The following is a 24,153-nucleotide window of genomic DNA, read 5'->3' on the forward strand; positions in this document are numbered from 1 at the left end:
CTGAAACAGACAAATTAACGCCAATAAAAAACCCGCCGAAGCGGGTTTTTTATTGCTCTTGAGCTAAGCGATTAGCCGTTGAATACGTCGTTTACCGACTGCAGCGGGTAATGCTTTGGATACGGCAGAGTTGCCACACCGCTTTCAATTGCGGCCTTGGCCACGGCATCGCAAACCACAGTAATCAGGCGTGGGTCCATCGGCTTCGGAATGATGTACTCGCGACCGAACGACAGAGCGATGCCACCATAAGCGTCGCAGACTTCCTGCGGCACCGGCAGTTTGGCCAGGTCACGCAGAGCCAGGGCTGCAGCGATCTTCATTTCTTCGTTGATGCGGGTCGCGCGAACGTCCAGCGCACCACGGAAGATGAACGGGAAGCCCAGCACGTTGTTGACCTGGTTCGGGTAGTCGGAACGACCGGTGGCCATGATCACGTCGTTACGTACTTCATGAGCCAGTTCTGGCTTGATTTCCGGATCCGGGTTGGAGCAAGCGAAGACGATCGGATTAGGCGCCATGCGCTTGAGGTCTTCAGGGGCCAACAGGTTGGCACCCGACAGACCGACGAATACGTCAGCACCATCCAGAGCATCAGACAGGGTGCGCTTGCTGGTTTCGCTGGCAAACACGGCCTTGTACTGGTTCAGGTCGTCGCGGCCAGCGTGGATCACGCCTTTGCGGTCGATCATAAAGATGTTCTCGACCTTGGCGCCCATGCTCACCAGCAGCTTCATGCAGGAGATTGCGGCAGCGCCAGCACCCAGGCAGACGATCTTGGCATCTGCCAGAGTCTTGCCGGCGATTTCCAGTGCATTGAGCATGCCGGCAGCAGTCACGATAGCGGTGCCGTGCTGGTCATCGTGGAACACTGGAATGTCGCACTGTTCGATCAGCGTGCGTTCAATTTCAAAGCACTCAGGGGCCTTGATATCTTCCAGGTTGATGCCACCGAAGGTGATCGAGATACGGCGTACGGTGTCGATAAAGGCCTGCGGACTCTCGGACTCAACTTCGATGTCGAATACGTCGATACCGGCAAAGCGCTTGAACAGCACGCCCTTACCTTCCATCACTGGCTTGGAAGCCAGCGGGCCGAGGTCGCCAAGACCGAGAATAGCGGTACCGTCGGAAATGACTGCCACCAGGTTGCCTTTGCCGGTGTAGCGATACGCCAGCTCCGGATCACGCGCGATTTCGCGCACAGGCTCAGCAACGCCTGGGCTGTAGGCCAGGGACAGATCGCGTGCTGTTGCGGTGGGCTTGGTTAGCTCGACACTCAGCTTACCCGGACGGGGATTGGCGTGATATTCGAGAGCGGCTGTTTTCAAATCAGACATGTTGGCATTTCCGCTTTGGGCTGTTGAACAGGCAGGCGGCCGAGGATACGCAAGTTGTATACAGCTGCACAAGACTGGCAAGTCCGTATGCGCACGCAGGCCCTAGCGCACGACCTTCAGCCAGTCGCCAGCACGCGGCTGACCTGACGGATAAAGGTTATTCAGCAGGCGCAGAGTCTTTAGCGCATCGCCCGGCAACTTGCTGCCCTTGGCCAGCGCCTCGATGGTCTGCCCAGGCTTGACCTTGACCATATGCAGGCGCAGCGGCTGCGCTTGTTGGTACTCGGCGCTGGTCATCGGCCGGAAGCTTCTGATCACGCTGAGAAACTGCTCATCCTGAGTTTCCAGCGAGGCGCGACCACGCACCGCACCGACAAACAGGTAAACCCGTGGACCATGTTGGATAACCGCCACGCGCTTGGCGGCATTGCCGGGAATCACCGCGCTATAGCCTTTGAGACCAGCCTGCTGCAACTCGACGCCGGCCACCAGACGCTGACTACCGACGCGCTGGCGCAAGAGTTCAGCCGGCGTCAGTTGCTGCGGGTTATCTTCCAGGGTCATGGCGATAAACGCCTGTTGATCGGTGGTGTGACCGATCAGCGCATCCGGGCGATTGAGCAGGCTCCAGCCCTGGGGAAACGCCAGGGTAAAGTTCAGATCAGCATGGTAGAAACGCTGGCCGCGTCGCACGCCGGTTTCGGCCGAATCACCAAAGGGCAAGCCTTCCAGGCGCTTGAGAAAGGCCTCGCGATTGACCTCCTGCTGGCCGGTGGCCAAGGCCCGCGCCGGGCCCAACACCTGCTGCAGACGCCGATCATTGTCTGGATGAGTATCAAACAGCCCGTGGTAACCGCCCGCAGGCTGCGCCTCACCGCGCGCTGCGGCCTGGTCGCGGGCGAAGTCTTCCTGATTCTTCAGCACCTTGACCACTTCGATCATCGCCTGCGGGTCATAGCCGCTACGTGCCAGGTACTGCGCGCCCAGGCCATCGGCTTCCAACTCCATGTCACGGCCATAGCCGCGCACAACGGCACCACCCAGTACGCTGGTGACATCGGCAGCGGCACCCACGCCGGTGCCAATTGCCACCGCCTGGCCGAGCAAGCCCCAGGCAGTGGACTGGCTCTGCTGCTGCACGCTGTGCCGCGCAGTAACGTGGCCTACTTCGTGACCGAGCACGGCGGCCAGTTCGGCTTCCGAGCTTAGATAGGCCAGCAGCCCGCGATGGATATAGATGTAGCCGCCCGGCAAGGCAAAGGCGTTGATGTCCGGGCTATCGACCACAGTGAACTGATAGGCCAACTGGCTGCGGTGACTGTTCTTCGCCACCCGCTCACCGACCTGCTGCACATACCTCTGCAGCTTCTCGTCGGCGTAACGCGGATTTTCCTTGAGGATCTGCTGGTTGTAACGACGGCCGAGGTCGAGCTCCTGCTGCTCGCTCATCATTACGAAGTCGCTGCGGCCGGTGGCCGGATTGACCGCACAGCCGGCCAGCTGCATCAGCAGGACGAAAAACGTCAGTACACGCAGGATCATGGCAACACCTCCAACATGGCCTTATCGGTCAATGGCAGCATCCAGCGCGCCTGCCCATCGCGCAAGCCGCCACGCCTGGAGCGGTCGATCACCCAGCCACGAGCCTCGATCTGGCGGCCTTCAAGGTCTTCGACGGCACGCAGATCAAAATTGCCCAGCGCCCGGGGCGCGATATGCAGCACCAGCGCATCGCCCATTTCCAGCCACAGACCACCGCCATTGCGCTCGACACGCTCAACCCGGCCCTGCAACAGAGCAAAGCCGCCGCTTTTCAACTGCGCAGCGGTTTGCACCGGAGAACGCTGCCAGAGCCCGGTACGCGCCTGCCTAGCACTGCGCTCGGCAGCTTGCTGGCACTGCACCAGTGCCAGATTAGGTGCAACAGCCACTTGATAACCCAAACCCTCGGCGAGCAACTGCGCCTCCAGATTGCGCCCGCCGCTGTCATAGGCGTGCGCCAGGGTGCGCCCGTAGTGATCCTTCGCCTGCTGGCCGTACTGCAACGAGACTCGGCCAGCGCTGGCCGCTATCAGGGCCTGCAAACGTTTGCGGGCTGCCTCGGCGAAAGGCTCGGCAGAGCGACCCTGGCGGCCCATTTCCGGGCTGTTCAGACCGATCAAGCGCACATTGCGGCCATCGACCAGGCGCAAGGTGTCGCCATCGACCACACGCTGCACCTTGGCGCTGGGCAGGTTGCCCGGCGCCGGGCAGAACGCCAGCGCGCCGCCTGCATAAACGCCGAAAACGAAAAAGGCGCCCACAAGGGACGCCTTTTTCAGTAGCGAGGTGCAAACCATGTGGGTCTGCGTCGCTGCGCGCAAGCTTACTGCTTGGCGCCGAACATGCCGAAACGCTGCTTGAAGCGATCAACACGGCCGCCGGTATCCAGCATTTTCTGCTTGCCGGTGTAGAACGGGTGGCACTCGTTGCACACGTCCAGGCTCAGTGGCTTGGCCAGGGTGGAGCGAGTTTCGATCACGTTGCCACAGCTGCAGGTGGCGGTGACGGCTACATAGTTCGGGTGGATATCGGCTTTCATGATGATTCCTCAGGGCTGTCGTGCCGCCACCAGACACTATTGTCAGGTACCGCACGGAAATAGGCCGGCGATAATACCAGAGCACCGCCGCGACGCAAGGCCGGCCGTCGCTTGCCTGCGTGCTAAGATCGCGGCCTTGCCACTGGAGCCTCTGCGTGCCCGACGTGATTCTGCGCCTCGCCTTGCCCTCGCCGCTGCGCCGCCTGTTCGACTACCGCGCCCCGCCCGGTGTGCCGCGCAGCGCCTTGCAGCCTGGTGCGCGGCTGCGCGTGCCGTTTGGTCGACGCGAGATGATCGGCATTCTGATCGAAGTGACCGAACACAGCGACGTGCCGGCCGACAAGCTCAAACCCGCCCTGCAATTACTGGATGCCCAGTCGCCACTGCCGCCCGCACTGTTCAAGCTGTGCCTGTGGACCGCGCAGTATTACCAGCACAGCCTGGGCGACACGCTGAGCTGGGCGCTGCCGGTACTGCTGCGCCAGGGCGAGCCGGCGGAAGTACGCCAGCAGCGCTTCTGGTCGGTCACCGCCGGCGCGCAGTTGGACGACCCACGCCTGAGCCGCGCACCGCGTCAGCGCGATGCCCTGAAAACCCTGGCCCAGCACCCTCACGGCGTTGCCCATGCACTGCTGAGCAAACTACAGCTGAACAAGGACAGCCTCGACCTGCTGCTGGAAAAGGGCCTGGTACAAATTGACGTGCGCCGTCATGCGCCGAGCGAGCGCCACGCCAACTGGTTGGCGCAGCCGGAACTGCCGCTGAATGCTGAGCAGCGCGCGGCCAGCGAGGCGATTCGCTCAGGTTTCGCCAGCTTCAACGCCTTTCTTCTCGCCGGAGTCACCGGCAGCGGCAAGACCGAGGTCTACCTGCAACTGATCCGCGAAACCCTGGAGGCCGGCAAGCAGGCCCTGGTGCTGATCCCCGAGATCAACCTAGGCCCACAGACCCTGGCGCGTTTCGAGCAGCGCTTCAACGCGCGCATTGCCCTGCTGCACTCGGCGGTGAATGACCGCGAGCGCCTGGACGCCTGGCTGGCGGCGCGCGATGGCGAGGCGGACATCATCATCGGTACCCGTTCGGCGTTGTTCACCCCCATGCAGCGACCGGGGCTGATCATCATCGACGAGGAGCACGACGCCTCCTATAAACAGCAGGAAGGTCTGCGTTACCACGCCCGCGACCTGGCGGTGGTACGTGCGCATCAGGAGAACATCCCGATTGTGCTGGGCTCGGCCACGCCCTCGCTGGAAAGCCTGCACAACGCCCACAACGGCCGCTATGCGCTGCTGCACCTGCGTGAACGCGCCGGCGGGGCCAAGCAGCCGCGTTTTCTGCGCCTGGATGTGAAAAGCCGACCGCTGGATTCCGGCATCTCCGGGCCCATGCAGCAGGCCATCGCCCAGACTTTGCAGGCCGGCCAGCAGGTGCTGGTGTTCCTCAACCGCCGCGGCTTCGCCCCTACCCTGCTCTGTCACGACTGCGGTTGGCTGTCGGAATGCCCGCGCTGCGACGCACGCATGACCGTGCACCAGCGCTCACGCGAGCTGCGTTGCCACCATTGCGGACACGTCGAGCGCCAGCCGAGCAACTGCCCGAAGTGCAACAACGTCGACCTGCGCCCGGTCGGTGCCGGCACCGAACGCGCCGAAGAACGCCTGGAGATTCTCTTCCCCGGTGTGCCGGTGTTGCGCGTCGACCGCGACAGCACCTCGCGCAAGGAGGCCATGACCACCTTGTTCAACACCGTGCAGCGCGGTGAGCCGTGCATCCTGGTCGGCACGCAGATGCTCGCCAAGGGTCACCACTTCCCGCGCGTGACCCTGGTGGCGATTCTCGATGCCGATGGCGGGCTGTTCTCGGCGGATTTTCGCGCCAGCGAGCGCATGGCCCAGCTGATCGTGCAGGTCGCCGGCCGCGCCGGGCGGGCTGAAGAGCCGGGCAAGGTGATTATCCAGAGCCACCTGGCCGACCACCCTTTATTGGTGCAGCTGACCGAGCAGGGCTATTTCGCCTTCGCCGAACAGGCCCTCAGCGAACGGCGCAGCGCTGGCCTACCGCCGTTCTGCCACCTCGCGCTGCTGCGCGCCGAAGCGCACAAACCCGGCCAGGCCGAAGGCTTTCTCGACGATGCCTGCACTGAAGCTGAGCTGTTGTTGAATGAACTGAAGCTCAGCGGCATCGAACTGCTTGGCCCGGTACCCGCGCCGATGGAGCGCCGCGCCGGCCGCTACCGCGCGCAGTTGCTGGTGCAGGCCAACGCCCGCGCGCCGCTGCACCGCCTGCTCAATATCTGGATGCACGCCCTGGAACAGATGCCCAGCGGCCGCGCGGTGCGCTGGTCGTTAGACGTCGACCCCATCGATCTGTTCTAAGCCAGGCCACCGTGCGCAGCCTGTTACACTGCACGCCATTTCGTTTAGCAGGCCTGCACCGTGACTCAAACCGCTTTCTCTTCTCTGCCGCTTTCCGCCGCCATGCTGGCCAACCTCGAGTCGCTCGGTTACGCCGAGATGACGCCGATTCAGGCGCAGAGCCTGCCTGTCATGCTCAAGGGCATGGACCTGATCGCCCAGGCCAAGACCGGCAGCGGCAAGACCGCCGCCTTCGGCATCGGCCTGCTCAACCCGCTCAATCCGCGCTACTTTGGCTGCCAGGCGCTGGTACTGTGCCCGACCCGCGAGTTGGCCGATCAGGTAGCCAAGGAACTGCGCCGCCTGGCCCGTTCCGCCGATAACATCAAGATTCTCACCCTGTGCGGTGGCGTGCCGTTCGGCCCGCAGATCGGCTCGCTGGAACACGGTGCGCAGATCATCGTCGGCACCCCGGGGCGCATCCAGCAGCACCTGAGCAAGGGCACCCTGAAGCTCGACGGCCTGAATACCCTGGTACTCGACGAAGCCGACCGCATGCTCGACATGGGATTCTACGACAGCATCGCCGATATCATCGGGCAGACCCCTAGCCGTCGGCAGACCCTGCTGTTCTCCGCCACCTACCCGGCCGGGATCAAGCAATTGTCTGCGGCGTTTATGCGCGACCCACAGCAAGTCAAAGCCGACGCCCTGCACGACGATACGCAGATCGAGCAGCGCTTCTACGAGATCGCCCCGGAAGAGCGCATGGACGCGGTGGTCAAGCTGCTCAACAGCTTCCGTCCGCAGTCCTGCGTGGCCTTCTGCTTTACCAAGCAGCAGTGCCAGGACGTGGTCGACCACCTGACCGCCAAAGGCATCTCGGCCGCCGCACTGCATGGTGACCTGGAACAACGCGACCGTGATCAGGTGCTGGCAATGTTTGCCAACCGCAGCCTGTCGGTATTGGTAGCCACCGATGTGGCCGCACGCGGCCTGGATATCGATGCGCTGGACATGGTGATCAACGTCGAACTGGCGCGTGACTCGGAAATTCATATTCACCGCGTCGGCCGTACCGGTCGCGCCGGCGAAAAGGGCCTGGCCATGAGCCTGGTCGCGCCAGCCGAAGGCCATCGTGCCCAGGCCATCGAAACCCTGCAAAGGGCGCCGCTCAACTGGCATCCGCTGAGCAGCCTGAAACACCAGGGCGGCGCGCCGCTGCAACCGCCGATGATTACTCTGTGCATCGGTGCTGGACGCAAAGATAAACTGCGCCCCGGCGATATTCTCGGCGCCCTGACGGGTGCCGCAGGCATCCCTGGCGCGCAGGTCGGCAAGATCGCGATCTTCGACTTCCAGGCTTACGTGGCAGTCGAGCGCAGTGTGGCCATGCAGGCACTCAAGTGCCTTAGTGAAGGCAAAATCAAGGGCCGCTCGCTGCGTATTCGTACCCTATAGTTGCCGCATAAGCTAAATAGACGGCTGCAGTGAAGCGGCCAGCGACAGAGGAGTAGCCCCCCTTGCGCAATATTCTGGTGATCGAAGACAGCCCACTGGTGCTGAAAATTCTCGAACATCTGTTTCGCAAGGAGGCCGGCTTTCAGCCGATCTTCTGCGCTTCCATGGGCGAAGCCCAGGTGATGCTGGAAACCTCGGCCGAGCTGTTCTTCGCCGCCATCGTCGACCTCAACCTGCCGGACGCCCCGGACGGTGAGATTGTCGACGTGGTGATGAGCTATCACCTGCCCTGCATCGTGCTCAGCGGCACCTACAACGAGCAGCGCCGCGATCAGATGCTGCTCAAGGGCGTGGTCGATTACGTGCTCAAGGAAAGCCAGCACTCCTACGAGTACGCCTTCCGCCTGCTGCACCGCCTGGAAAGCAACAGCGAGGTGAAGATCCTCATCGCCGAGGACTCCGAAGCCACCCGCCATTACATCCGCCATGTACTGACGCCGCATCGCTACCAGATTCTCGAAGCCTGCGACGGCGACGAAGCCCTGCGCATCCTCAAGGAACAGCCGGATATCGACCTGCTGGTGGTCGACCACAGCATGCCGGGGTTGAGCGGTTTCGACCTGGTCAAACTGCTGCGGCAGAAAATGAAACGCCACGAGCTGATCATTCTCGGTCTGTCCGCCGACACCAAGGGCTCGCTCAGCGCCAAATTTATCAAGCACGGCGCCGACGACTTTCTGCGCAAACCCTTCTGCCCGGAAGAGCTCAACTGCCGAGTGATGTCGACCCTGGAACGCCGCGACCTGCTGCGCGCCCTCAAGCAGGCCGCACAGTTTGATGCCCTGACCGGTTTGAACAATCGCCGCGCCTTCTATGAGCACGGCCAGCAGCTGTTCCAGCAAGCCCGCTCCGGCGGACGCGACCTCAGCGTGGCGATGCTCGATCTGGACTTCTTCAAACGGATCAACGACGAACACGGCCACGCCAGTGGCGATGCAGCACTAATCGCCTTCTCCCGCGCGTTTTCTGCGGTATTCCCCGATGCACTGCTCGGGCGTCTGGGCGGTGAAGAATTCGCCATGGTCAGCCAGCAGGATGCTGCGACCCTCAGCGACACCCTCGACCAGCTACGCAGCCATTGCGCCACCTTGAAGTACGCCATCGGTGCACCGCCGCTGTCGTTCAGCGCCGGTATCTACTATGGCGCCCCCGATGACCTGGAAAGCCTGCTGCACCAGGCCGACCTGCGCTTGTATCAGGCCAAGAATCAGGGCCGCGGGCGTAATTGCTGGCAGTAGTTCATGCGGTCTGCTGGCGGTGCAGCATTAGGTCCTAGAGCCCGTGACGCTGAAAGATCTGCGCATAGCTGCCATCAGCGCGCATTTCCTCAATCGCCTTGTTGAAAGCATCGGCAATCTGCTGATGCTGCGGATGTTTGCGGCTGACCAGAATATGCAGGCCGTTCTCGCTCAAGGGTTGCGGCAAAAACTCCAACTGGTCGCGAATCCCGGCCAGGCTGCGACTCAGGTGAAAACGCGCCACTAGTTCATCCTCCAGAGTCAGCTGCACCCGCCGCGCCTGCAGCATGCGCGCGCCCACTTCAAAGCCGACCACACCGACCTTGGTCAGCCGGTTGTCCTGGTCAAACTCACTGGAATAGGCATAACCACGCACCACGGCAATGCTGTAGGGGTACAAATCCGGCAGCTGGCGGAAATTGATCTGACTACCCTTGCGCTGCAGAAAACGGATGCGGTTGATCAGGTAAGGCTGCGAGTAATGGCCAAAGACCGCCCGTTCATCGGTGTACCAGGCGTTGATCAGCACATCGTAGATTTCCTGCTGCAACCCCCGCACCGCGCGCTCCCACGGCACTTGAGCGTAACTGGTGGTGTAGCCGGCGCGAGTCAGTGCGGTGGTCACCAGATCAGAGGCCACCCCGTTGTTTAGCAGCGTCTGGTCATTGAATGGCGGCCAAGGGTCCGCCACCAACCGCAAGGTCTCTGCAGCATGGCCACACAGAGGCGCCAACAGCACCCACGACAGCAGGCAGGCACGCAGTCCATTCATCACCGGCGATTCCAGAGAAAGCAGAGCCCTAATCCTAGCTGCCACAGCATTTTTTAACAGCGCCCTAATAGTCGCAAACACGCCGAAAGCTATTCTGTGCAGACAACAACCCAGCACGGCAAACAGGAGTTCCGCCGCATGGCGTCACAACACCCCCTGCGCATTCTCGATGCCACGCATGCTGATCTAGAGACCTTGCAGCGCATTGGCTGCGATACCTACCGCGAACATTTCAGTGAAATCTGGACACACGCGGGAATGCGGCACTTTCTTTCCGACGACTTCTCACGCGAGAGCCTGACCCGCTCGCTCGCGGCGCCAGACCAGCATCTATGGCTGCTGGCCAAGGACATGGCCGGCAACACTCAGGGCTTTGCCAAACTCAACTGGAACAGCCGCATGCCGCTGCATAACGCAGCGGGCGCAGAACTGCAGAAGATTTACCTGCTCAAGTCCGCGACTGGCAAAGGTTATGGCATGCAGTTACTGAGCGTTATCTGTGAGCGTGCATCAACACAGCAACAACAGATGCTGTGGCTGGATGTCCTAAAGAGCAATCACGCGGCACAAGCCTTCTACTCACGCTTCGGTTTCCATGCCTGTGGCGAAATCCCATTCAGCACTGACCTGTTCGAAATCGGCATGCAGGTCATGACCTACGACCTCACGTCCCGCTCGCAAGCGCAGCCGACAACTTGCAGTTAAGATGCGCGCTGTTTTGCGCCAGCCTTGGCGCGTGTCGCAGGTTGAGGAAATGGCTGTGCTTACACCCCAGGTCGTGATTATCGGAGCCGGTGCCGCCGGGCTTATGTGTGCATTGACGGCCGCTGCGCGCGGACGCCAAGTGCTGCTGCTGGATCACGCCAACAAAGCCGGCAAGAAGATCCTGATGTCCGGTGGCGGGCGCTGCAATTTCACCAATATGTACTGTGAACCGAGCAACTTTCTCTCGGAAAACCCGCACTTCTGCAAATCCGCCCTGGCCCGCTACACCCAGTGGGACTTTATCGGCCTGGTGGCCAAGCACGGCGTGCCCTACCACGAGAAGAAACTCGGCCAGCTATTCTGCGACAACAAGGCCAGCGACATCCTCGGCCTGTTGCTGAGCGAGTGCGATGAGGCCGGCGTCGAGCTGCGCCTGGACACCTCGGTCAGTGAGATCAGCAAGCTGGACAGCGGCTACCAGCTGCAGACCAGTGCCGGCCTGGTGCGCTGCGAGTCACTGGTGATCGCCACCGGCGGCCTGTCGATTCCGACTCTCGGCGCCAGCGGCTTTGGCTATCAGGTGGCCAAGCAGTTCGGCCACACCCTGCTGCCGACCCGCGCCGGCCTGGTGCCATTTACCATCACCGACCCGCAACTCAAGGCGCTGTGCAGCGAGCTGTCGGGCACGTCGGTGGAAGACTGTGTGGTGAGCTGCAACGGCCAAAGCTTCAAGGAAAATATCCTGTTCACCCACCGTGGCCTCAGTGGCCCGGCGATTCTGCAGATTTCCTCGTTCTGGCAACCGGGTGCGGCTATCAGCATCAACCTGCTGCCACATATCGACCTGCCCGAGTGGCTGGAGCAGCAGCAACGCGAACGCCCGAACAGCGAGCTGAAAACCCTGCTCGCCGAGCTGTTTACCAAGAAGATGGCCGGCCTGCTGGCGGACAACTGGTTCGCCTCCAAACCGATGAAGCAGTACACCCACGCCGAACTCAGGGCGATTGCCGCGCAGCTTGGTGACTGGCAACTGGTGCCGGCTGGCACCGAGGGCTACCGCACCGCCGAGGTCACGTTGGGCGGCGTGGATACCCGCGAAGTGTCATCGAAAACCATGGAGTCGCTGAAATCGCCTGGGCTGTATTTTGTCGGCGAGGTGCTGGATGTGACGGGGCATCTGGGCGGCTTCAACTTCCAGTGGGCCTGGGCGTCCGGCTACGCGGCAGCGCAATACGCCTGAAACGTCAGAGCTCAGGCCCCGGCACCAGCGGTGGCAAGGGCTCGCCCGGTAGCCATTTCTGGTGGATCGCAGCAAAACTGCCATCGTTTTTCATGCCATCCAGCTCGCGCTGCCAGCGGGCAATCAAGGCGTCGTCGGTATCGTGCGAGAAGGCAATATAGCTGTCGCTATACACAAACTCGAAGAGCAGCTGTACCTCATTCATCTGGATATCACCCTGCGCCAGTAGCGTGCTGATCGTAAGGTTGTCCAGCACCATCAGCTTGACCCGCCCGAGCTTGAGCATGCGCACCACCTGCGCAGGCCCGGTGACTGGCGTCAGGTTAGTAAAGCCCAGCGCCTGCAAACGCTGATGGCTATACCAATCACGTGGCACGGCAATCTCTCCGTACTCACGCGCCTCATCCAGACTCTTGATCGAGAGAAACGAACTGCGCAGGGCATAGAAGCTGGCGACGCTGCGGGTAATCGGGCCGACCCACTTGAACAACGCCTCGCGCTCACGGGTACGCATGGTCACGAACAATCCGGTATTGGGACGTGTCAGGGCCTGCTGATAGCCCCGCGCCCAGGGCACCACGCTGATCGGCGCGCTCTGTCCGGTGCGCTGCATGATCACTTGCACCACTTCGGTGGCCAGCCCCGCCGGTTTGCCGTCTTCGCTGAAGTTGATCGGTGGATATTCTTCGGTGTACAGGCGCAGCGGCTCGGCCTGCAGGCTCACACACGACAGGCTGGCCAGCAGCAACGCGAGCAATCCACGCACACAGGTGTACAACACGGCAGATGCCTCGCGAATGAGTGGATAGTTTCAGCGTAGCCCGGCCGCAGTGATTCACATCAACCAGCCGATCAGCGCCACATTTTAATCAGCCGAAGCACCGCTGCCGCTGCCAAGTCGGCACAGACTCCGTTAGGCTGCTACCCGTTACGGTTGATCAAGGTCGGGCCATGCCGTCCACTGCGCTGCGCCACTCGTTTCGTCGCCTCTGGGCCCAGGACAAATTCAGCTACAGCCTGCGGGTGTTTATCGCCCTCAGCGGGGCGCTGCTGCTGTGCTGGTCGCAGGGCTGGATGCATGCGCTGATTCCGTTGTTTCTCGGCGTCATCGCCAGCGCCCTGGCGGAAACCGACGACAGCTGGCAGGGCCGCCTAGTGGCACTGCTGGTCACCCTTGGCTGTTTCAGCGTGGCGGCCTATGCGGTGGAATTCCTCTTTCCTTACCCCTGGCTGTTCGTCTGCGCCCTGGCGCTGTCGAGCTTTGCCCTGACCATGCTCGGCGCACTGGGCGAACGCTATGCCACCCTCGGCGCAGCCACGCTGATTCTCGCGGTGTACAGCATGATCGGCGTGGAGCAGCGCGGCGGCGCAGCGGGCCTCTGGCAGGAGCCGCTGCTGCTGGTGGCGGGCGCAGCCTGGTACGGCCTGCTGTCGGTGCTGTGGAATGCCCTGTTTGCCAACCAGCCGGTGCAGCACAGCCTGGCGCGGCTGTTTCGCGAGCTGGGCCAGTACCTCAAGCTCAAGGCCGCACTGTTCGAACCGCTGCGTCAGCTGGATGTGGAAGAACGCCGCCTGGCCCTGGCCAAACAGAACGGTCGCGTAGTGGCCGCGCTGAATGCGGCCAAGGAAATCATCCTGCACCGGGTAGGCAATGGCCGGCCGGGACCGAAAGTCAGCCGCTACCTGAAACTGTACTTTCTCGCCCAGGACATCCACGAACGCGCCAGTTCCTCGCATTACCCGTACAACGAACTGGCCGAAGCGTTCTTTCACAGCGATGTGCTGTTTCGCTGCCAGCGCCTGCTGCGCCTGCATGGCGAAGCCTGTCAGCGCCTGGCCCAGGCCATCGAGCTGCGCCAGCCGTTCGAGTACCGCGAGCTATGCCGCCAGGCGCTGGACGACCTGCACGACTCCCTCGAACACCTGCGCGTGCAGAGCAACCCGGCCTGGCGTCATCTATTGCGCTCGCTCGGTGCCCTGGCTGGCAACCTGCGCAGCCTGGATGCGCTGCTGGGCAACGCCAGCAACCCCGACGCCATGGCGGAGCAGCAGGACAGCAGCCTGCTCGACCGCGAGCCGCAGTCACTCAAGGATGTCTGGGAACGCCTGCGCCTGCAGCTGACGCCGACTTCGCTACTGTTTCGCCATGCCCTGCGCCTGTCACTGGCACTGGCGGCCGGCTACGGCGTGCTGCACTGGATTCACCCGACCCAGGGCTACTGGATTCTGCTGACCACGCTGTTTGTCTGCCAGCCGAACTACGGCGCGACCCGGCTCAAGCTGGTGCAGCGGATCAGCGGCACGGTGCTCGGCCTGCTGCTCGGCTGGGCGCTGTTCGACCTGTTCCCCAATCCACTGGTGCAAGCGCTGTTCGCGGTGGTCGCCGGGGTGGTGTTCTTTGCCCTGCGCAGCAGCCGCTACACCTTGGCCACCGCCGCCATCACCCTGCTGGTGCTGTTCTGCTTCAACCAGGTCGGCGATGGCTACGGGCTGTTTATTCCACGCCTGGTCGATACCTTGCTCGGCAGCCTGATCGCCGGCCTGGCCGTATTGCTGATCCTGCCGGACTGGCAGGGCCGTCGCCTGAATCGCCTGCTCGCCAGCACCCTGAGCTGCAACAGCCGCTACTTGCAGCAGATCATCGCCCAATACGCCAGCGGCAAACGTGACGACCTGGCCTACCGCCTGGCCCGGCGCAATGCACATAACGCCGACGCCACACTGTCGACCACTCTGGGCAATATGCTGATGGAACCGGGGCATTTTCGTAAGGAAGCAGATATCGGCTTCCGCTTTCTGGTGCTCTCGCACACCCTCTTGAGTTACCTCTCGGGCCTTGGCGCGCACCGCGGTGAAACCAGCCTGAGCGGCAGCGACAACCCGCTGCTGGCCAGTGCCAGCCAGTTGGCCGCCAGCCTGGACGAGATTGCCAGCTGCCTCGACGACGAACGCCCGGTGGCCATCCACAGTGACGCCGAAGAGCAGCTGGCTGCGGCACTGGAACAGCTCAGCGACTACCTGGATGACCCGCAACGTCTGGTGCAAACCCAACTGGCGCTGATCTGCCGCCAGCTCGGACCACTGCGCACCCTGGCCTCACACCTGCAAAAACGCCAACCTGAGGCTTAACCCCAGGCTATACGGCGCAGCCAGCCACTATTGGCTAGCGCATAGAGCAGGCTTTCTGCCAGTATGCCAGCGCACGCATACCACTCTGGTCGCTCTATGCTCACCGCCAGGAACACCGCTAATCGATCGCTACCTATCAGCCTAAGCAGCCTGGTTCTAGCGCTCTGCCTGCTGCTGGTAATGCCCCTGAGCCAGGCTGAAATACGCCTCGACGACCACACACCCGCGCAGAACCTCAATGATCTGGCCGATTACCTGGCGGACCCCGGCGGCACACTGACCCTGAAAGATATACGGCAGGTCGACGCCGACTTTCGTCATCGCAAGGATCTCAGCTTCGGCTACACCCGCGGGCCGGTCTGGCTGCGCCTGCAGCTGCGTTCACACACCCTGCAAGCGCGTACCTGGCGCGTAGAGCTGGACTACCCCTCGCTGGATGAAGTGCGCCTGTACGATGTCGGATCAGACGGTATACGCACGTCACGCGCTGGCGATACCGTTCCCTACTCACAGCGCAGCGTCGGCCACCGTACGCCGGTGTTCGACATACCCCTACAGCCTGGCGAACACCGAACCCTGTACCTGCGCGTCGAATCGGCTGGCAGCATGACGCTGAGCGGCAGGCTGATGTCGCTCAGCGACTTCGAGCAGCACAGCCAACGCGGCTACATGGTGCATGCCACCTACTGCGGCGTACTGATTGCCCTGGGCCTTTACAACCTTCTGCTATTTCTCGCGCTACGCGAGCGTCCCTTTCTCAACTATGTGCTGTTTATGTGCGCCTTTGCCCTCAGCGTACTGTCGCTCAACGGTCTCGGCGCGCAATACCTTTGGCCGCAGGCAGCGCCTTGGAGCAACCGCATGCTGCCCGTCAGCCTGACATTGGCAGCCCTCTTCTCGGCGATATTTGCCCGCAGCTTCCTCGACACACGTCAGTGGCTACCACGCTGGGATCGTGTACTGGTCGTGCTCTGCTTCGCGACTGCCCTGGCCGTTCTGGCCACCTTGCTGTTGCCAGTACAGCGCGCCTTACAGACCATGTCGCTGACCGGGCTGACGGTCACGGTCATGCTCCTGCTCACCAGCTTCGTCTGCGTCGGCTACCGTGTGCCAGGTGCCCGTTTATTTGCCCTAGCCTGGATGATGTTGCTGACCGGCGCAGTGCTGCTGGCACTGCGTAACTTCGCCATCATCCCATCGAATTTTCTGACGCTCTATTCCATGCAAATTGGCTCAAGCCTGGAAATGATCCTGCTGTCTTTCGCCCTTGCAGCGCGTTTCAATGAGCTGAAGCGGCAGCGAGAGGCTGCGCTGCAAAACAGCGAACGGGTACTCGAACAGCGGGTGGCCGAGCGTACCCAGGCACTTGAGGAGGCCAACCAGCGCCTTAGCGAGCAAGCCATGCGCGACCCACTAACGGGCCTTGCCAACCGTACGGCACTGCAGCAGCACCTGACCCATGCACTAAGCCGCAACCAGCGCCGCCAAGAGCTACTGGCCGTGATGCTGATTGATCTGGACGGTTTCAAACCCATCAACGACCTATATGGTCACGGCTTTGGTGACCTGGTACTGGCGGAAGTCGCCCAGCGCCTCAACCTGCAAATGCGCGAGAGTGATTTGGCGGCACGTTTGGGTGGCGATGAATTCGTGATGGTCTGCGAAAGTGTGCAGTCAGCCGAGGCCGTCCAGCAGCTTGCCGAACGCTTGCTCGACCGCCTGAATCAGCCGATGACCCTCGAAGGACACACCGTGCATGTCGCGGCCAGTATCGGCATTGCCATGAGCCATGACGGAGACGACACCACAACCCTGATTCGCCGGGCCGACGCGGCGATGTATCAAGCCAAAGCGGCAGGCCGTAACCGCACCCAGTTTGGCTGAGGCCACGCTAAAGGCATTCAGCGCCAGCATGTCAGCTACCTAATGCAGCACCCGCACGACCTTGAAGGAGCTCACCTGTAGCTGCCCGCCCCAATGCTTTTCCGCTACCCTGCACGCCTGCTCTGAAAGTGCCCGCCATGAACAAGACCGAACTGCTGAAACAGGTAATCACCCGCCTCGAAGATGACCTGCTGCAGGCCCAGCAGGCGGCGCTAACCGCCTATGAAGCGGCGACCCATGAAGAAAATATCGCCGAAAACAAATACGACACCCTCGGCCTGGAGGCGTCCTATCTGGCCACCGGGCAGACCCGTCGCGCCGCAGCCATTCGTCAGACCCTGGCCAACTGGAAGCAGCTGGTGTTACGCGCTTTTGACCCACTACTGGGCATCCAGCTCGGCGCACTGATTGAGTTGAGCGACGATGAAGATCGCCGCCAATGCCTATTCCTAGGCCCGGACGGCGCGGCGATGAAACTGCTGCAGGATGGCCAGGCCGTGCAGGTGATTGGCCCGCAAGCGCCCCTCGGACAGATACTGCTGGGCAAGACCGTTGGCGACGAAGTGACCCTGCACGTGGCCAGTGGTATGCAACTGTTGGAGATTCTGTCGGTCGACTGAAGGGCTATCAGCCGATAGCGTTAAAGGGAGACCGCTATGCAAGCCAACGTCCAAGAGCTCGAAACCCTGTTTCAACAACTGGGTCTTGAACATGATCCGATCAGCATCGACCTCTTTATCAAGCGCCACTCACCCTTGCCGAAAGACTGCCGCCTGGCCGATGCGCCGTTCTGGGACCCAGCCCAGGCCGACTTTCTGCGCCAACAGTTTTTAGCCGACGCTGAATGGGCCGAGGTGGTGGATCAGCTCAACCTGCTGCTACGGGGCTGACAATACGCCTGCTGTTCCTGGCAGTTCCCGCCAGGTCAGGTATACCCGCAAATCGAACTCCAGCTGGTGATAGCCGGGCAGCATGTATTCGCAGAGCTTGTAGAAGGCCTTGTTGTGCTCAGCCTCTTTCAGGTGCGCCAGCTCATGCACCACGATCATCTGCAAAAACTCCGGCGCGGCCTCGCGGAACAATGAGGCCACGCGAATTTCCTTCTTCGCCTTGAGCTTGCCGCCCTGCACCCGCGAAATTGCCGTGTGCAAACCGAGAGCACGGTGGGTCAGATCGAGGCGATTGTCGTAGAGCACCTTGTCGATGGCCGGGGCATTGCGCAAATGCTCCTGCTTGAGCCCCTGGATATAGGCGTATAACGCCTTGTCACTCTGAATCGTGTGCTTGCCGCTATAAGACCGCGCCAGGTAATCGCCCAGGCGCTGTTCGGCAATCAGCTGGCGAATCTTGTCTTGCAGCTGAACCGGGTAGCCTTGCAGGTATTTGAGCGGGGTCATGGTCGAATGGCGTGGGCACGATAAGGCAGTGGATTATGCCGCAAGCCGCACACAACGGGGTGCGGCTTTCATAGCGCCATTCGGCGGCGCGGTTACTGACTCGGCAGCACCCGCAGCAGCCGACCATCAGCACTATCGGTAAGCAGGTACAGCGCGCCATCCGGGCCGGCGCGCACGTCGCGAATACGCTCCTCGAGTTCCTCGAACAGTATTTCTTCACCGGCCAACTTGCCATCCTGCAGACGAATGCGGCGCACGCTGCGTTCAGCAAGGGTCGATGCAAACAGATCACCCTGCCACTCGGGGAACAGTGCGCCGCGGTACTGGGTCAGGCTCGACGGCGCTACCGATGGCGTCCATTGCAACAAGGGTTGCTGCAGGCCGGGCAGCTCGGTGTAGGGTGAAATCTGCGCACCGGTGTAATCCACACCGAAGGTGATTAGCGGCCAGCCATAGTTGTTGCCGGGCTCGATCAGGTTCAGCTCATCGCCACCGCGTGGGCCGTGCTCGTGGCTGTACAGGCGCTGCAACTGGTTGTCATAAACGATGCCCTGCACGTTGCGATGGCCCAGGCTATAGATCTCCGCCGCCGCGCCGGCCTGGCCCACCAGCGGGTTGTCCTTGGGAATACTGCCATCACGGTTGAGGCGCACGATCTTGCCGAGGTGGTTGCTCGGGTCCTGGGCTTGCTCGCGCCAATCAAAACCGTCCCCCAGGGTCAGCACCAGGCTGTTGTCCGGTAGCCAGGCCATGCGCCCACCGTAATGCGCGGCACCGGACTTGGCCGGCTGCGCAGTAAACAGCACCTGCACATCCTGCAATTGGCCATCGACCAGCCGTGCCTTGCTCAGGCGGGTGTTGTTGGCCTGGGTGGTGCCGTATGCATAGCTCAGATACAGCTGCTGATTACTGGCGAACTCCGGGTCAAGCAGCACCTCCATCAGCCCGGCCTGGGCGGCGACAAACCCCTCGGGCAGGCCGCCAACCGGTTGCGGATTAAGGCTGCCGTCCGCCTCGATGATGCGCAGGCGCCCGACGCGCTCGGTCACCAGCATGCGACCATCCGGCAGGAAGGCCAGCGACCAGGGATGCTCCAGGCCTTCGGTCACGGTTTCGATGCGGTAATCCATGGCGTGCGCCAAGCTGCTGCCAAGCAGACCAGACAACAACAGAGCGCGGGACGTATTCAGCATGATTCGGGCCTTTTGCTTGCAGAGGGATAAATCAGGATTGCGCTGACGATGAGCGCCGCACCAGCACGGCAAATAACAGCGCGCCCAAGCTGCCGCAGGCCATCAGCCCAACGGTGCCGGCAAGCGTGCGGTTGGCGCCAATCAGCGTTGGCATCGGCAGCAATGCATTAGCCAGCGCCATCGCCGCCAGCACCGCCAACGCACCGGCCAGGGTAAACAGCAACCAGCGGCCCATTGGCCAGAGGCGCGCCAGCCAGCTTGCTACCGGCAGGGCAAAGATAAAACCGAGAAGAACCAGCACCGCGAAGGTCGGGCTAAAGCCCAGCAGGTCCAGGCAGGTGGTCTGCACCCGCACACCAAGCGGCATGGGCGCGCCAAGCGCCTGCAGGTTGGCCAGATTGAACTGGGTCTGCAGCACAGTGCCCATCACACTCGCCAGCAGCACAGCCAGAAAGAAGTACAACAGAGTGCGCAATTTGCTTGGCATGCAGACAGATATCCAGAGACGACGGTGGCCCGAGTATGGACCAGCGTGCCGCGCTGCACGTGGCCGGTGTTTTACATGGTTTTACCAAGCCCACAAATGGGCGATAGGCGCAGCTACAGCTGCTGTAGCAGAATGCCAGCAGCCATCCTGCCAACAACAACCCACACAAGAACCGCACGATGAAAAAACCCCTACCCCTCTGTGCGCTGATTCTCGCGCTGCTTGCCGTGGCGTTCAGCCTCGGTCCCGTGCCACCCGTCGACACCCAACTGACAGCGATCCAGCTGCCTGCCGACCTCGACCGCTACCTGACCGAGACAGAAGCACCTTACCCGGACATCACGCCCGGCGCGGAAAAGACTATCGTCTGGGCACATCCAGACCAGCGCCAGACCGACCTGGCGATCATCTACCTGCATGGTTATTCGGCCACTCGCCAGGAAACCGCGCCGCTAAGCGATCAACTGGCCCGGCAACTGGGCGCCAACCTGTTCTACACCCGCCTGAGCGGTCATGGCCGCAGCGGCGCCGCGATGGCCGAGGCCAGCGTGCACGACTGGCTGCAGGACAGCCAGGAGGCCCTGCAGATCGGTCAACGTTTGGGTAAACAGGTGCTGGTGATCGGCACCTCGACCGGCGCCACCCTGGCCACTTGGCTGGCGCTGCAGGGCGATAACCCGCAGGTGCTGGCCTATATCATGGTGTCACCGAACTTTGCCCCCAAAGACCCGGCCGCGACCGTGCTCACCTGGCCCTGGGCGACGCACTTTGTGCCCTTGCTGCTGGGCCCGGAACATCAATGGCAACCGCGCAACGCCGAACAGGCGCGCTACTGGAGCCACCGCTACCCGGTACAGGCGCTGCTGCCGATGATGGCGCTGGTGAAATACGTGCGTGAGCAGCCGCTGGAGCAGATCAGCGCACCGATTCTCACACTCTATTCGCAGGACGATCAGGTGGTCAGCGCCCCGGCCATCGAAGCGGCTTTTGCTCGCTTTGGCTCAGCGCACAAGCAGCTGATCGCCCTCAAGTACACCCAGGACCCGTCACACCATGTGCTGGCCGGCGACATCCTCTCGCCGCAGGACACGCCTCGGGTGCAGGCGGCGATTCTGGCGTTTCTCTCCAACCTGCCGCCGCGCTAGTTGATACGGCACACCGCCGCAGAGAAGGCACAAGGTTTGTCCGCCAGGTAACTGCGGTAGATCTGCAGTAGCTGCGGGGCAGTCAGGCGACAGGTCTGCACCCGGCACTGCGCATTGAAGGCAAAGGCGCTCTGCTCGGCTTCGGCCAGACGGATATAAAGCGCCGGCCAATCAGTGACGGGCACATCGGCCGGGGTAAACAGCAAGCGCCCATCGCGCTGCACCAGCGGCGCACCGGCCGCTGCATAGTCGAAGACAAACAGCAGGGTACGCGAGACCTTGGTGGTGCACTCGGCGCGGCTATCACAGCGCTGCGGATCGCTTGCCACAAACACTGGAGCAATCGGCTCACTCACATGCGACTGAGCCGCACAGCCGGCCAACAGAACCAATGCCAGCAACAGCCCGATCGATCTGTACATCTATGCCCTCCAGATAACAAAAAGCCCCGCTTCGGCGGGGCTCTCAGTACAGCAACAGGCTTAGTTGACCTTGGCGGCCAGCTCACCTTTGGCATAACGCTGGAACATGCCTTCCAGGGAGATCGGTTTGATCTTCGAGGCGTTGCCGGCGGTGCCGAAGGCTTCGTAACGGGCGATGCAGATGTCACGCATGGCGGTGACGGTGGCGCCGAAGAACTTACGCGGGTCGAACTCGCTTGGGTTCTCGGCCATCAGGCGGCGCATGGCACCGGTAGACGCCAGACGAAGGTCGGTGTCGATGTTGACCTTGCGCACGCCGTACTTGATGCCTTCGACGATTTCCTCGACCGGCACGCCGTAGGTTTCTTTAATGTCGCCGCCGTACTGGTTGATGATCGCCAGCCACTCTTGCGGCACCGAACTGGAGCCGTGCATCACCAGGTGGGTATTGGGGATGCGCTTGTGGATTTCCTTGATGCGGTCGATGGCGAGGATGTCACCGGTCGGCGGCTTGGTGAACTTGTAGGCGCCATGGCTGGTGCCGATGGCGATGGCTAGGGCATCGACCTGGGTGCGCTTGACGAAGTCAGCGGCTTCTTCCGGATCAGTCAGCATCTGGCTGTGGTCGAGTACGCCTTCGGCGCCAACACCGTCTTCTTCGCCGGCCATGCCGGTTTCCAGGCTACCCAGGCAACCCAGCTCACCTTCCACGGAAACGCCGCAGGCGTGGGCAAACGCCACGGTCTGCTGGGTCACGCGGACGTTGTAGTCGTAGTCGGCCGGGGTCTTGCCGTCTTCTTTCAGCGAGCCGTCCATCATCACCGAGCTGAAGCCCAGCTGGATCGAACGCTGGCAGACGTCAGGGCTGGTGCCGTGGTCCTGGTGCATGCACACCGGGATGTGCGGGAATTCTTCGATAGCAGCCAGGATCAGGTGACGCAGGAACGGCGCGCCAGCGTATTTGCGAGCACCGGCCGATGCCTGAACAATCACCGGGGAATCGGTCTTGTCGGCCGCTTCCATGATCGCGCGCATCTGCTCGAGGTTATTGACGTTAAAAGCCGGCACGCCGTAACCGAATTCGGCGGCGTGGTCGAGCATCTGGCGCATGCTGATAAGTGCCATGGTGTTCTTTCTCCCGGTGGGGCTCGTTAATCGTGCAAGCCTGCCGCAGGGGCAGGCGCTATTCAAGTCATTCAGACCGGGAGCAAACCCGGCCTGTATTCAAATCGTTTCAGGGTGCCTTACAGCCACGCCCGATCAGGTCGTCGTTGGCCGTCCAGTAGACCAGCCCTTCTTCGCCCTTGGTGTGGAAAGACAACATCCCGTCACTGTACAGCGCACCCGAGCCGGCGGGCTCCTGCTGCAAGCGATAAACGATATCACCGCCGCCGAGGCGCACATCGACGGACTCTGCGCTGCTGTCGGCAAAACGCCAGAGCACTTCGGTCTGGCTGTCGCACACCCAGCGCGTCCAGGTATCCGACGGCGCAGGCTGACTGGCGCAGGCGCCAAGCAGGCTGAGCAATGCCAGCAGGGTAATCCGTTTCATTATCGGGACTCGCTCCATGATCAGGCTGTTTATGCGTTAGCGCGTTGTTCCAGCACTTCAACCGCCGGCAATACCTTGCCCTCGACAAACTCGAGGAACGCGCCGCCACCGGTGGAGATATAGCTGATCTGCGCGCCAACGCCGTATTTGTCGATGGCCGCCAGGGTGTCGCCGCCACCGGCAATGGAGAACGCCGGGCTTTCGGCGATGGCCTGAGCCAGCACCTTGGTGCCGTTGCCGAACTGGTCGAACTCAAACACCCCGACCGGGCCGTTCCACAGGATGGTTTTCGAGGATTTCAGCAACTCGGCAAACTGCGCGGCAGTTTGCGGGCCGATATCCAGAATCATGTCGTCTGCAGCCACATCGGCCACCAGTTTGACGGTGGCTTCAGCGTCTTCGGCGAAGGCTTTGGCGACGACCACATCAACCGGCAATGGCACGCTGACCTTGGCCGCGATAGCCTTGGCAGTCTCAACCAGATCGGCCTCGTACAGCGACTTGCCCACTGGGAAACCGGCAGCAGCGAGGAAGGTGTTGGCGATGCCGCCGCCGACGATCAGTTGGTCGCAGATCTGGCTCAGGCTGTTGAGCACGTCCAGCTTGGTCGACACCTTGGAGCCGGCAACGATCGCGGCCATTGGCTTGGCCGGGTTACCCAGCGCTTTGCCCAGGGCTTCCAGCTCGGCCGCCAGCAGCGGGCCTGCGCAGGCGACCTTGGCGAACTTGGCCACGCCATGGGTCGAACCTTCGGCGCGGTGAGCAGTGCCGAAGGCATCCATGACGAACACGTCGCACAGCGCGGCGTATTGCTGGGCCAGTTCATCGGCGTTCTTTTTCTCGCCCTTGTTGAAGCGCACGTTCTCGAACAGCACGATCTCGCCGGCTTTCACCTCGACGCCGCCCAGGTAGTCCTTGACCAGCGGCACGTCGCGACCCAGCGCCTTGCTCAGGTAGGCCGCGACCGGCGCCAGGCTGTTCTCTTCGCTGAATTCGCCCTCGGTCGGACGCCCCAGGTGCGAGCAGACCATGACCGCTGCGCCCTTCTCCAACGCCAGTTTGATGGTCGGCAGGGAGGCGAGGATGCGCGCGTCGCTCTTCACCGCGCCGTCTTTTACCGGCACGTTGAGGTCTTCGCGGATCAGCACGCGCTTACCGGCGAGGTCGAGGTCGGTCATCTTCAGAACGGTCAT

At 62.1% G+C, this 24,153-nt stretch carries 23 protein-coding genes; 10 read left to right on the plus strand and 13 right to left on the minus strand.

The features are described 5' to 3' along the window. Window positions 1-71: 71 nt before the first annotated feature. From RHP75_RS18870 to rpmE, 4 genes are all read right to left on the minus strand, one after another. The gene (locus RHP75_RS18870) at window positions 72-1,340 is read right to left on the minus strand and encodes a malic enzyme-like NAD(P)-binding protein (protein WP_311089543.1); all 1,269 of its coding nucleotides are present in this window, start codon (window positions 1,338-1,340) and stop codon (window positions 72-74) included. Window positions 1,341-1,442: 102 nt separating this feature from the next. Next, entirely contained in the window at window positions 1,443-2,882 is a 1,440-nt protein-coding gene (locus RHP75_RS18875; protein ID WP_311089544.1) for a M48 family metalloprotease, read from the minus strand. Continuing rightward, entirely contained in the window at window positions 2,879-3,679 is an 801-nt protein-coding gene (locus RHP75_RS18880) for a thermonuclease family protein (RefSeq protein ID WP_311089545.1), read from the minus strand. The genes RHP75_RS18875 and RHP75_RS18880 overlap by 4 nt, the downstream gene beginning before the upstream one ends. A 26-nt stretch (window positions 3,680-3,705) precedes the next feature. Further along, window positions 3,706-3,921, minus strand: coding sequence for a 50S ribosomal protein L31 (gene rpmE, locus RHP75_RS18885; RefSeq protein WP_090249983.1), 216 nt, complete (start codon window positions 3,919-3,921; stop codon window positions 3,706-3,708). A gap of 155 nt (window positions 3,922-4,076) precedes the next feature. On the opposite strand from rpmE, the gene RHP75_RS18890 reads away from it, so the two are divergent. The 3 genes from RHP75_RS18890 (at window position 4,077) to RHP75_RS18900 (ending at window position 9,034) form a co-directional block, all read left to right on the plus strand. After that, complete coding sequence (locus tag RHP75_RS18890) at window positions 4,077-6,296, plus strand: primosomal protein N' (RefSeq protein ID WP_311089546.1); 2,220 nt, start codon at window positions 4,077-4,079, stop codon at window positions 6,294-6,296. A 60-nt stretch (window positions 6,297-6,356) separates the two neighbouring features. After that, window positions 6,357-7,736: an ATP-dependent RNA helicase DbpA gene (gene dbpA, locus RHP75_RS18895; protein WP_311089547.1), complete on the plus strand. Its 1,380-nt coding sequence runs from the start codon at window positions 6,357-6,359 to the stop codon at window positions 7,734-7,736. A gap of 62 nt (window positions 7,737-7,798) precedes the next feature. After that, window positions 7,799-9,034: a diguanylate cyclase domain-containing protein gene (locus tag RHP75_RS18900; protein ID WP_311089548.1), complete on the plus strand. Its 1,236-nt coding sequence runs from the start codon at window positions 7,799-7,801 to the stop codon at window positions 9,032-9,034. Window positions 9,035-9,068: 34 nt separating this feature from the next. On the opposite strand, the gene RHP75_RS18905 is transcribed toward RHP75_RS18900, so the two are convergent. Further along, window positions 9,069-9,806, minus strand: coding sequence for a transporter substrate-binding domain-containing protein (locus RHP75_RS18905; RefSeq protein WP_311089550.1), 738 nt, complete (start codon window positions 9,804-9,806; stop codon window positions 9,069-9,071). A 138-nt stretch (window positions 9,807-9,944) separates the two neighbouring features. Here RHP75_RS18905 and RHP75_RS18910 point away from each other — a divergent pair, with 138 nt between their 5' ends. Next, window positions 9,945-10,511: a GNAT family N-acetyltransferase gene (locus tag RHP75_RS18910; protein ID WP_311089551.1), complete on the plus strand. Its 567-nt coding sequence runs from the start codon at window positions 9,945-9,947 to the stop codon at window positions 10,509-10,511. Window positions 10,512-10,560: 49 nt separating this feature from the next. Next, a complete protein-coding gene (locus RHP75_RS18915) occupies window positions 10,561-11,751 on the plus strand; it encodes an NAD(P)/FAD-dependent oxidoreductase (RefSeq protein WP_409079678.1) in 1,191 nt (396 codons plus the stop codon). A 4-nt stretch (window positions 11,752-11,755) separates the two neighbouring features. Here the strand turns inward: RHP75_RS18915 and RHP75_RS18920 are convergent, their stop codons facing one another. Next, a complete protein-coding gene (locus RHP75_RS18920; protein WP_311089552.1) occupies window positions 11,756-12,532 on the minus strand; it encodes a transporter substrate-binding domain-containing protein in 777 nt (258 codons plus the stop codon). 170 nt (window positions 12,533-12,702) lie between these two features. On the opposite strand from RHP75_RS18920, the gene yccS reads away from it, so the two are divergent. The 4 genes from yccS (at window position 12,703) to RHP75_RS18940 (ending at window position 17,654) form a co-directional block, all read left to right on the plus strand. Further along, window positions 12,703-14,880, plus strand: a complete 2,178-nt coding sequence (yccS, locus tag RHP75_RS18925) for a YccS family putative transporter (RefSeq protein WP_311089553.1) — start codon at window positions 12,703-12,705, stop codon at window positions 14,878-14,880. Between the two features lie 180 nt (window positions 14,881-15,060). After that, on the plus strand, window positions 15,061-16,764 hold the full coding sequence (locus RHP75_RS18930) for a diguanylate cyclase (RefSeq protein ID WP_311089554.1): 1,704 nt from the start codon (window positions 15,061-15,063) through the stop codon (window positions 16,762-16,764). A gap of 137 nt (window positions 16,765-16,901) precedes the next feature. Further along, window positions 16,902-17,384, plus strand: a complete 483-nt coding sequence (locus RHP75_RS18935) for a GreA/GreB family elongation factor (protein ID WP_311089555.1) — start codon at window positions 16,902-16,904, stop codon at window positions 17,382-17,384. A gap of 36 nt (window positions 17,385-17,420) precedes the next feature. Next, entirely contained in the window at window positions 17,421-17,654 is a 234-nt protein-coding gene (locus RHP75_RS18940) for a DUF2789 domain-containing protein (RefSeq protein WP_311089556.1), read from the plus strand. Here RHP75_RS18940 and RHP75_RS18945 read toward each other — a convergent pair. The 3 genes from RHP75_RS18945 to RHP75_RS18955 all read right to left on the minus strand — a co-directional run bounded on the left by RHP75_RS18945 (window position 17,643) and on the right by RHP75_RS18955 (window position 19,841). Continuing rightward, the gene (locus RHP75_RS18945; protein WP_311089557.1) at window positions 17,643-18,161 is read right to left on the minus strand and encodes a M48 family metallopeptidase; all 519 of its coding nucleotides are present in this window, start codon (window positions 18,159-18,161) and stop codon (window positions 17,643-17,645) included. The two genes, RHP75_RS18940 and RHP75_RS18945, sit on opposite strands and share 12 nt — an antisense overlap. Before the next feature lie 92 nt (window positions 18,162-18,253). Further along, window positions 18,254-19,354, minus strand: coding sequence for a PQQ-dependent sugar dehydrogenase (locus tag RHP75_RS18950; protein WP_311089559.1), 1,101 nt, complete (start codon window positions 19,352-19,354; stop codon window positions 18,254-18,256). 31 nt (window positions 19,355-19,385) lie between these two features. Continuing rightward, complete coding sequence (locus RHP75_RS18955) at window positions 19,386-19,841, minus strand: hypothetical protein (protein ID WP_311089561.1); 456 nt, start codon at window positions 19,839-19,841, stop codon at window positions 19,386-19,388. A gap of 179 nt (window positions 19,842-20,020) precedes the next feature. Between RHP75_RS18955 and RHP75_RS18960 the strand changes: the two genes are divergently transcribed. After that, window positions 20,021-20,986 carry an alpha/beta fold hydrolase gene (locus RHP75_RS18960; RefSeq protein WP_311089562.1) on the plus strand — a complete coding sequence of 322 codons (966 nt, stop codon included), beginning with the start codon at window positions 20,021-20,023 and terminating at the stop codon, window positions 20,984-20,986. On the opposite strand, the gene RHP75_RS18965 is transcribed toward RHP75_RS18960, so the two are convergent. From RHP75_RS18965 to RHP75_RS18980, 4 genes are all read right to left on the minus strand, one after another. After that, entirely contained in the window at window positions 20,983-21,408 is a 426-nt protein-coding gene (locus RHP75_RS18965) for a hypothetical protein (RefSeq protein ID WP_311089563.1), read from the minus strand. The genes RHP75_RS18960 and RHP75_RS18965 overlap by 4 nt on opposite strands. 60 nt (window positions 21,409-21,468) lie before the next feature. Next, window positions 21,469-22,533 carry a class II fructose-bisphosphate aldolase gene (fba, locus tag RHP75_RS18970; protein ID WP_090250017.1) on the minus strand — a complete coding sequence of 355 codons (1,065 nt, stop codon included), beginning with the start codon at window positions 22,531-22,533 and terminating at the stop codon, window positions 21,469-21,471. 109 nt (window positions 22,534-22,642) lie between these two features. Continuing rightward, entirely contained in the window at window positions 22,643-22,960 is a 318-nt protein-coding gene (locus tag RHP75_RS18975) for an MliC family protein (RefSeq protein WP_311089564.1), read from the minus strand. 29 nt (window positions 22,961-22,989) lie between these two features. After that, window positions 22,990-24,153: a phosphoglycerate kinase gene (locus RHP75_RS18980; RefSeq protein WP_311089565.1), complete on the minus strand. Its 1,164-nt coding sequence runs from the start codon at window positions 24,151-24,153 to the stop codon at window positions 22,990-22,992.

Source organism: Pseudomonas sp. SG20056, assembly GCF_031764535.1.
In the GTDB taxonomy this organism is placed as follows: Bacteria; Pseudomonadota; Gammaproteobacteria; order Pseudomonadales; family Pseudomonadaceae; genus Aquipseudomonas.

Bases quoted from the DNA above. Each gene is read 5' to 3' on its own strand.
- RHP75_RS18870 (WP_311089543.1), bottom strand. From the start codon at position 1,340: ATGTCTGATTTGAAAACAGCCGCTCTCGAATATCACGCCAATCCCCGT.
- RHP75_RS18875 (WP_311089544.1), bottom strand. From the start codon at position 2,882: ATGATCCTGCGTGTACTGACGTTTTTCGTCCTGCTGATGCAGCTGGCC.
- RHP75_RS18880 (WP_311089545.1), bottom strand. From the start codon at position 3,679: ATGGTTTGCACCTCGCTACTGAAAAAGGCGTCCCTTGTGGGCGCCTTT.
- rpmE (WP_090249983.1), bottom strand. From the start codon at position 3,921: ATGAAAGCCGATATCCACCCGAACTATGTAGCCGTCACCGCCACCTGC.
- RHP75_RS18905 (WP_311089550.1), bottom strand. From the start codon at position 9,806: ATGAATGGACTGCGTGCCTGCCTGCTGTCGTGGGTGCTGTTGGCGCCT.
- RHP75_RS18910 (WP_311089551.1), top strand. From the start codon at position 9,945: ATGGCGTCACAACACCCCCTGCGCATTCTCGATGCCACGCATGCTGAT.
- RHP75_RS18915 (WP_409079678.1), top strand. From the start codon at position 10,561: ATGGCTGTGCTTACACCCCAGGTCGTGATTATCGGAGCCGGTGCCGCC.
- yccS (WP_311089553.1), top strand. From the start codon at position 12,703: ATGCCGTCCACTGCGCTGCGCCACTCGTTTCGTCGCCTCTGGGCCCAG.
- RHP75_RS18930 (WP_311089554.1), top strand. From the start codon at position 15,061: ATGCCCCTGAGCCAGGCTGAAATACGCCTCGACGACCACACACCCGCG.
- RHP75_RS18935 (WP_311089555.1), top strand. From the start codon at position 16,902: ATGAACAAGACCGAACTGCTGAAACAGGTAATCACCCGCCTCGAAGAT.
- RHP75_RS18940 (WP_311089556.1), top strand. From the start codon at position 17,421: ATGCAAGCCAACGTCCAAGAGCTCGAAACCCTGTTTCAACAACTGGGT.
- RHP75_RS18945 (WP_311089557.1), bottom strand. From the start codon at position 18,161: ATGACCCCGCTCAAATACCTGCAAGGCTACCCGGTTCAGCTGCAAGAC.
- RHP75_RS18950 (WP_311089559.1), bottom strand. From the start codon at position 19,354: ATGCTGAATACGTCCCGCGCTCTGTTGTTGTCTGGTCTGCTTGGCAGC.
- RHP75_RS18955 (WP_311089561.1), bottom strand. From the start codon at position 19,841: ATGCCAAGCAAATTGCGCACTCTGTTGTACTTCTTTCTGGCTGTGCTG.
- RHP75_RS18960 (WP_311089562.1), top strand. From the start codon at position 20,021: ATGAAAAAACCCCTACCCCTCTGTGCGCTGATTCTCGCGCTGCTTGCC.
- RHP75_RS18965 (WP_311089563.1), bottom strand. From the start codon at position 21,408: ATGTACAGATCGATCGGGCTGTTGCTGGCATTGGTTCTGTTGGCCGGC.
- fba (WP_090250017.1), bottom strand. From the start codon at position 22,533: ATGGCACTTATCAGCATGCGCCAGATGCTCGACCACGCCGCCGAATTC.
- RHP75_RS18975 (WP_311089564.1), bottom strand. From the start codon at position 22,960: ATGAAACGGATTACCCTGCTGGCATTGCTCAGCCTGCTTGGCGCCTGC.
- RHP75_RS18980 (WP_311089565.1), bottom strand. From the start codon at position 24,153: ATGACCGTTCTGAAGATGACCGACCTCGACCTCGCCGGTAAGCGCGTG.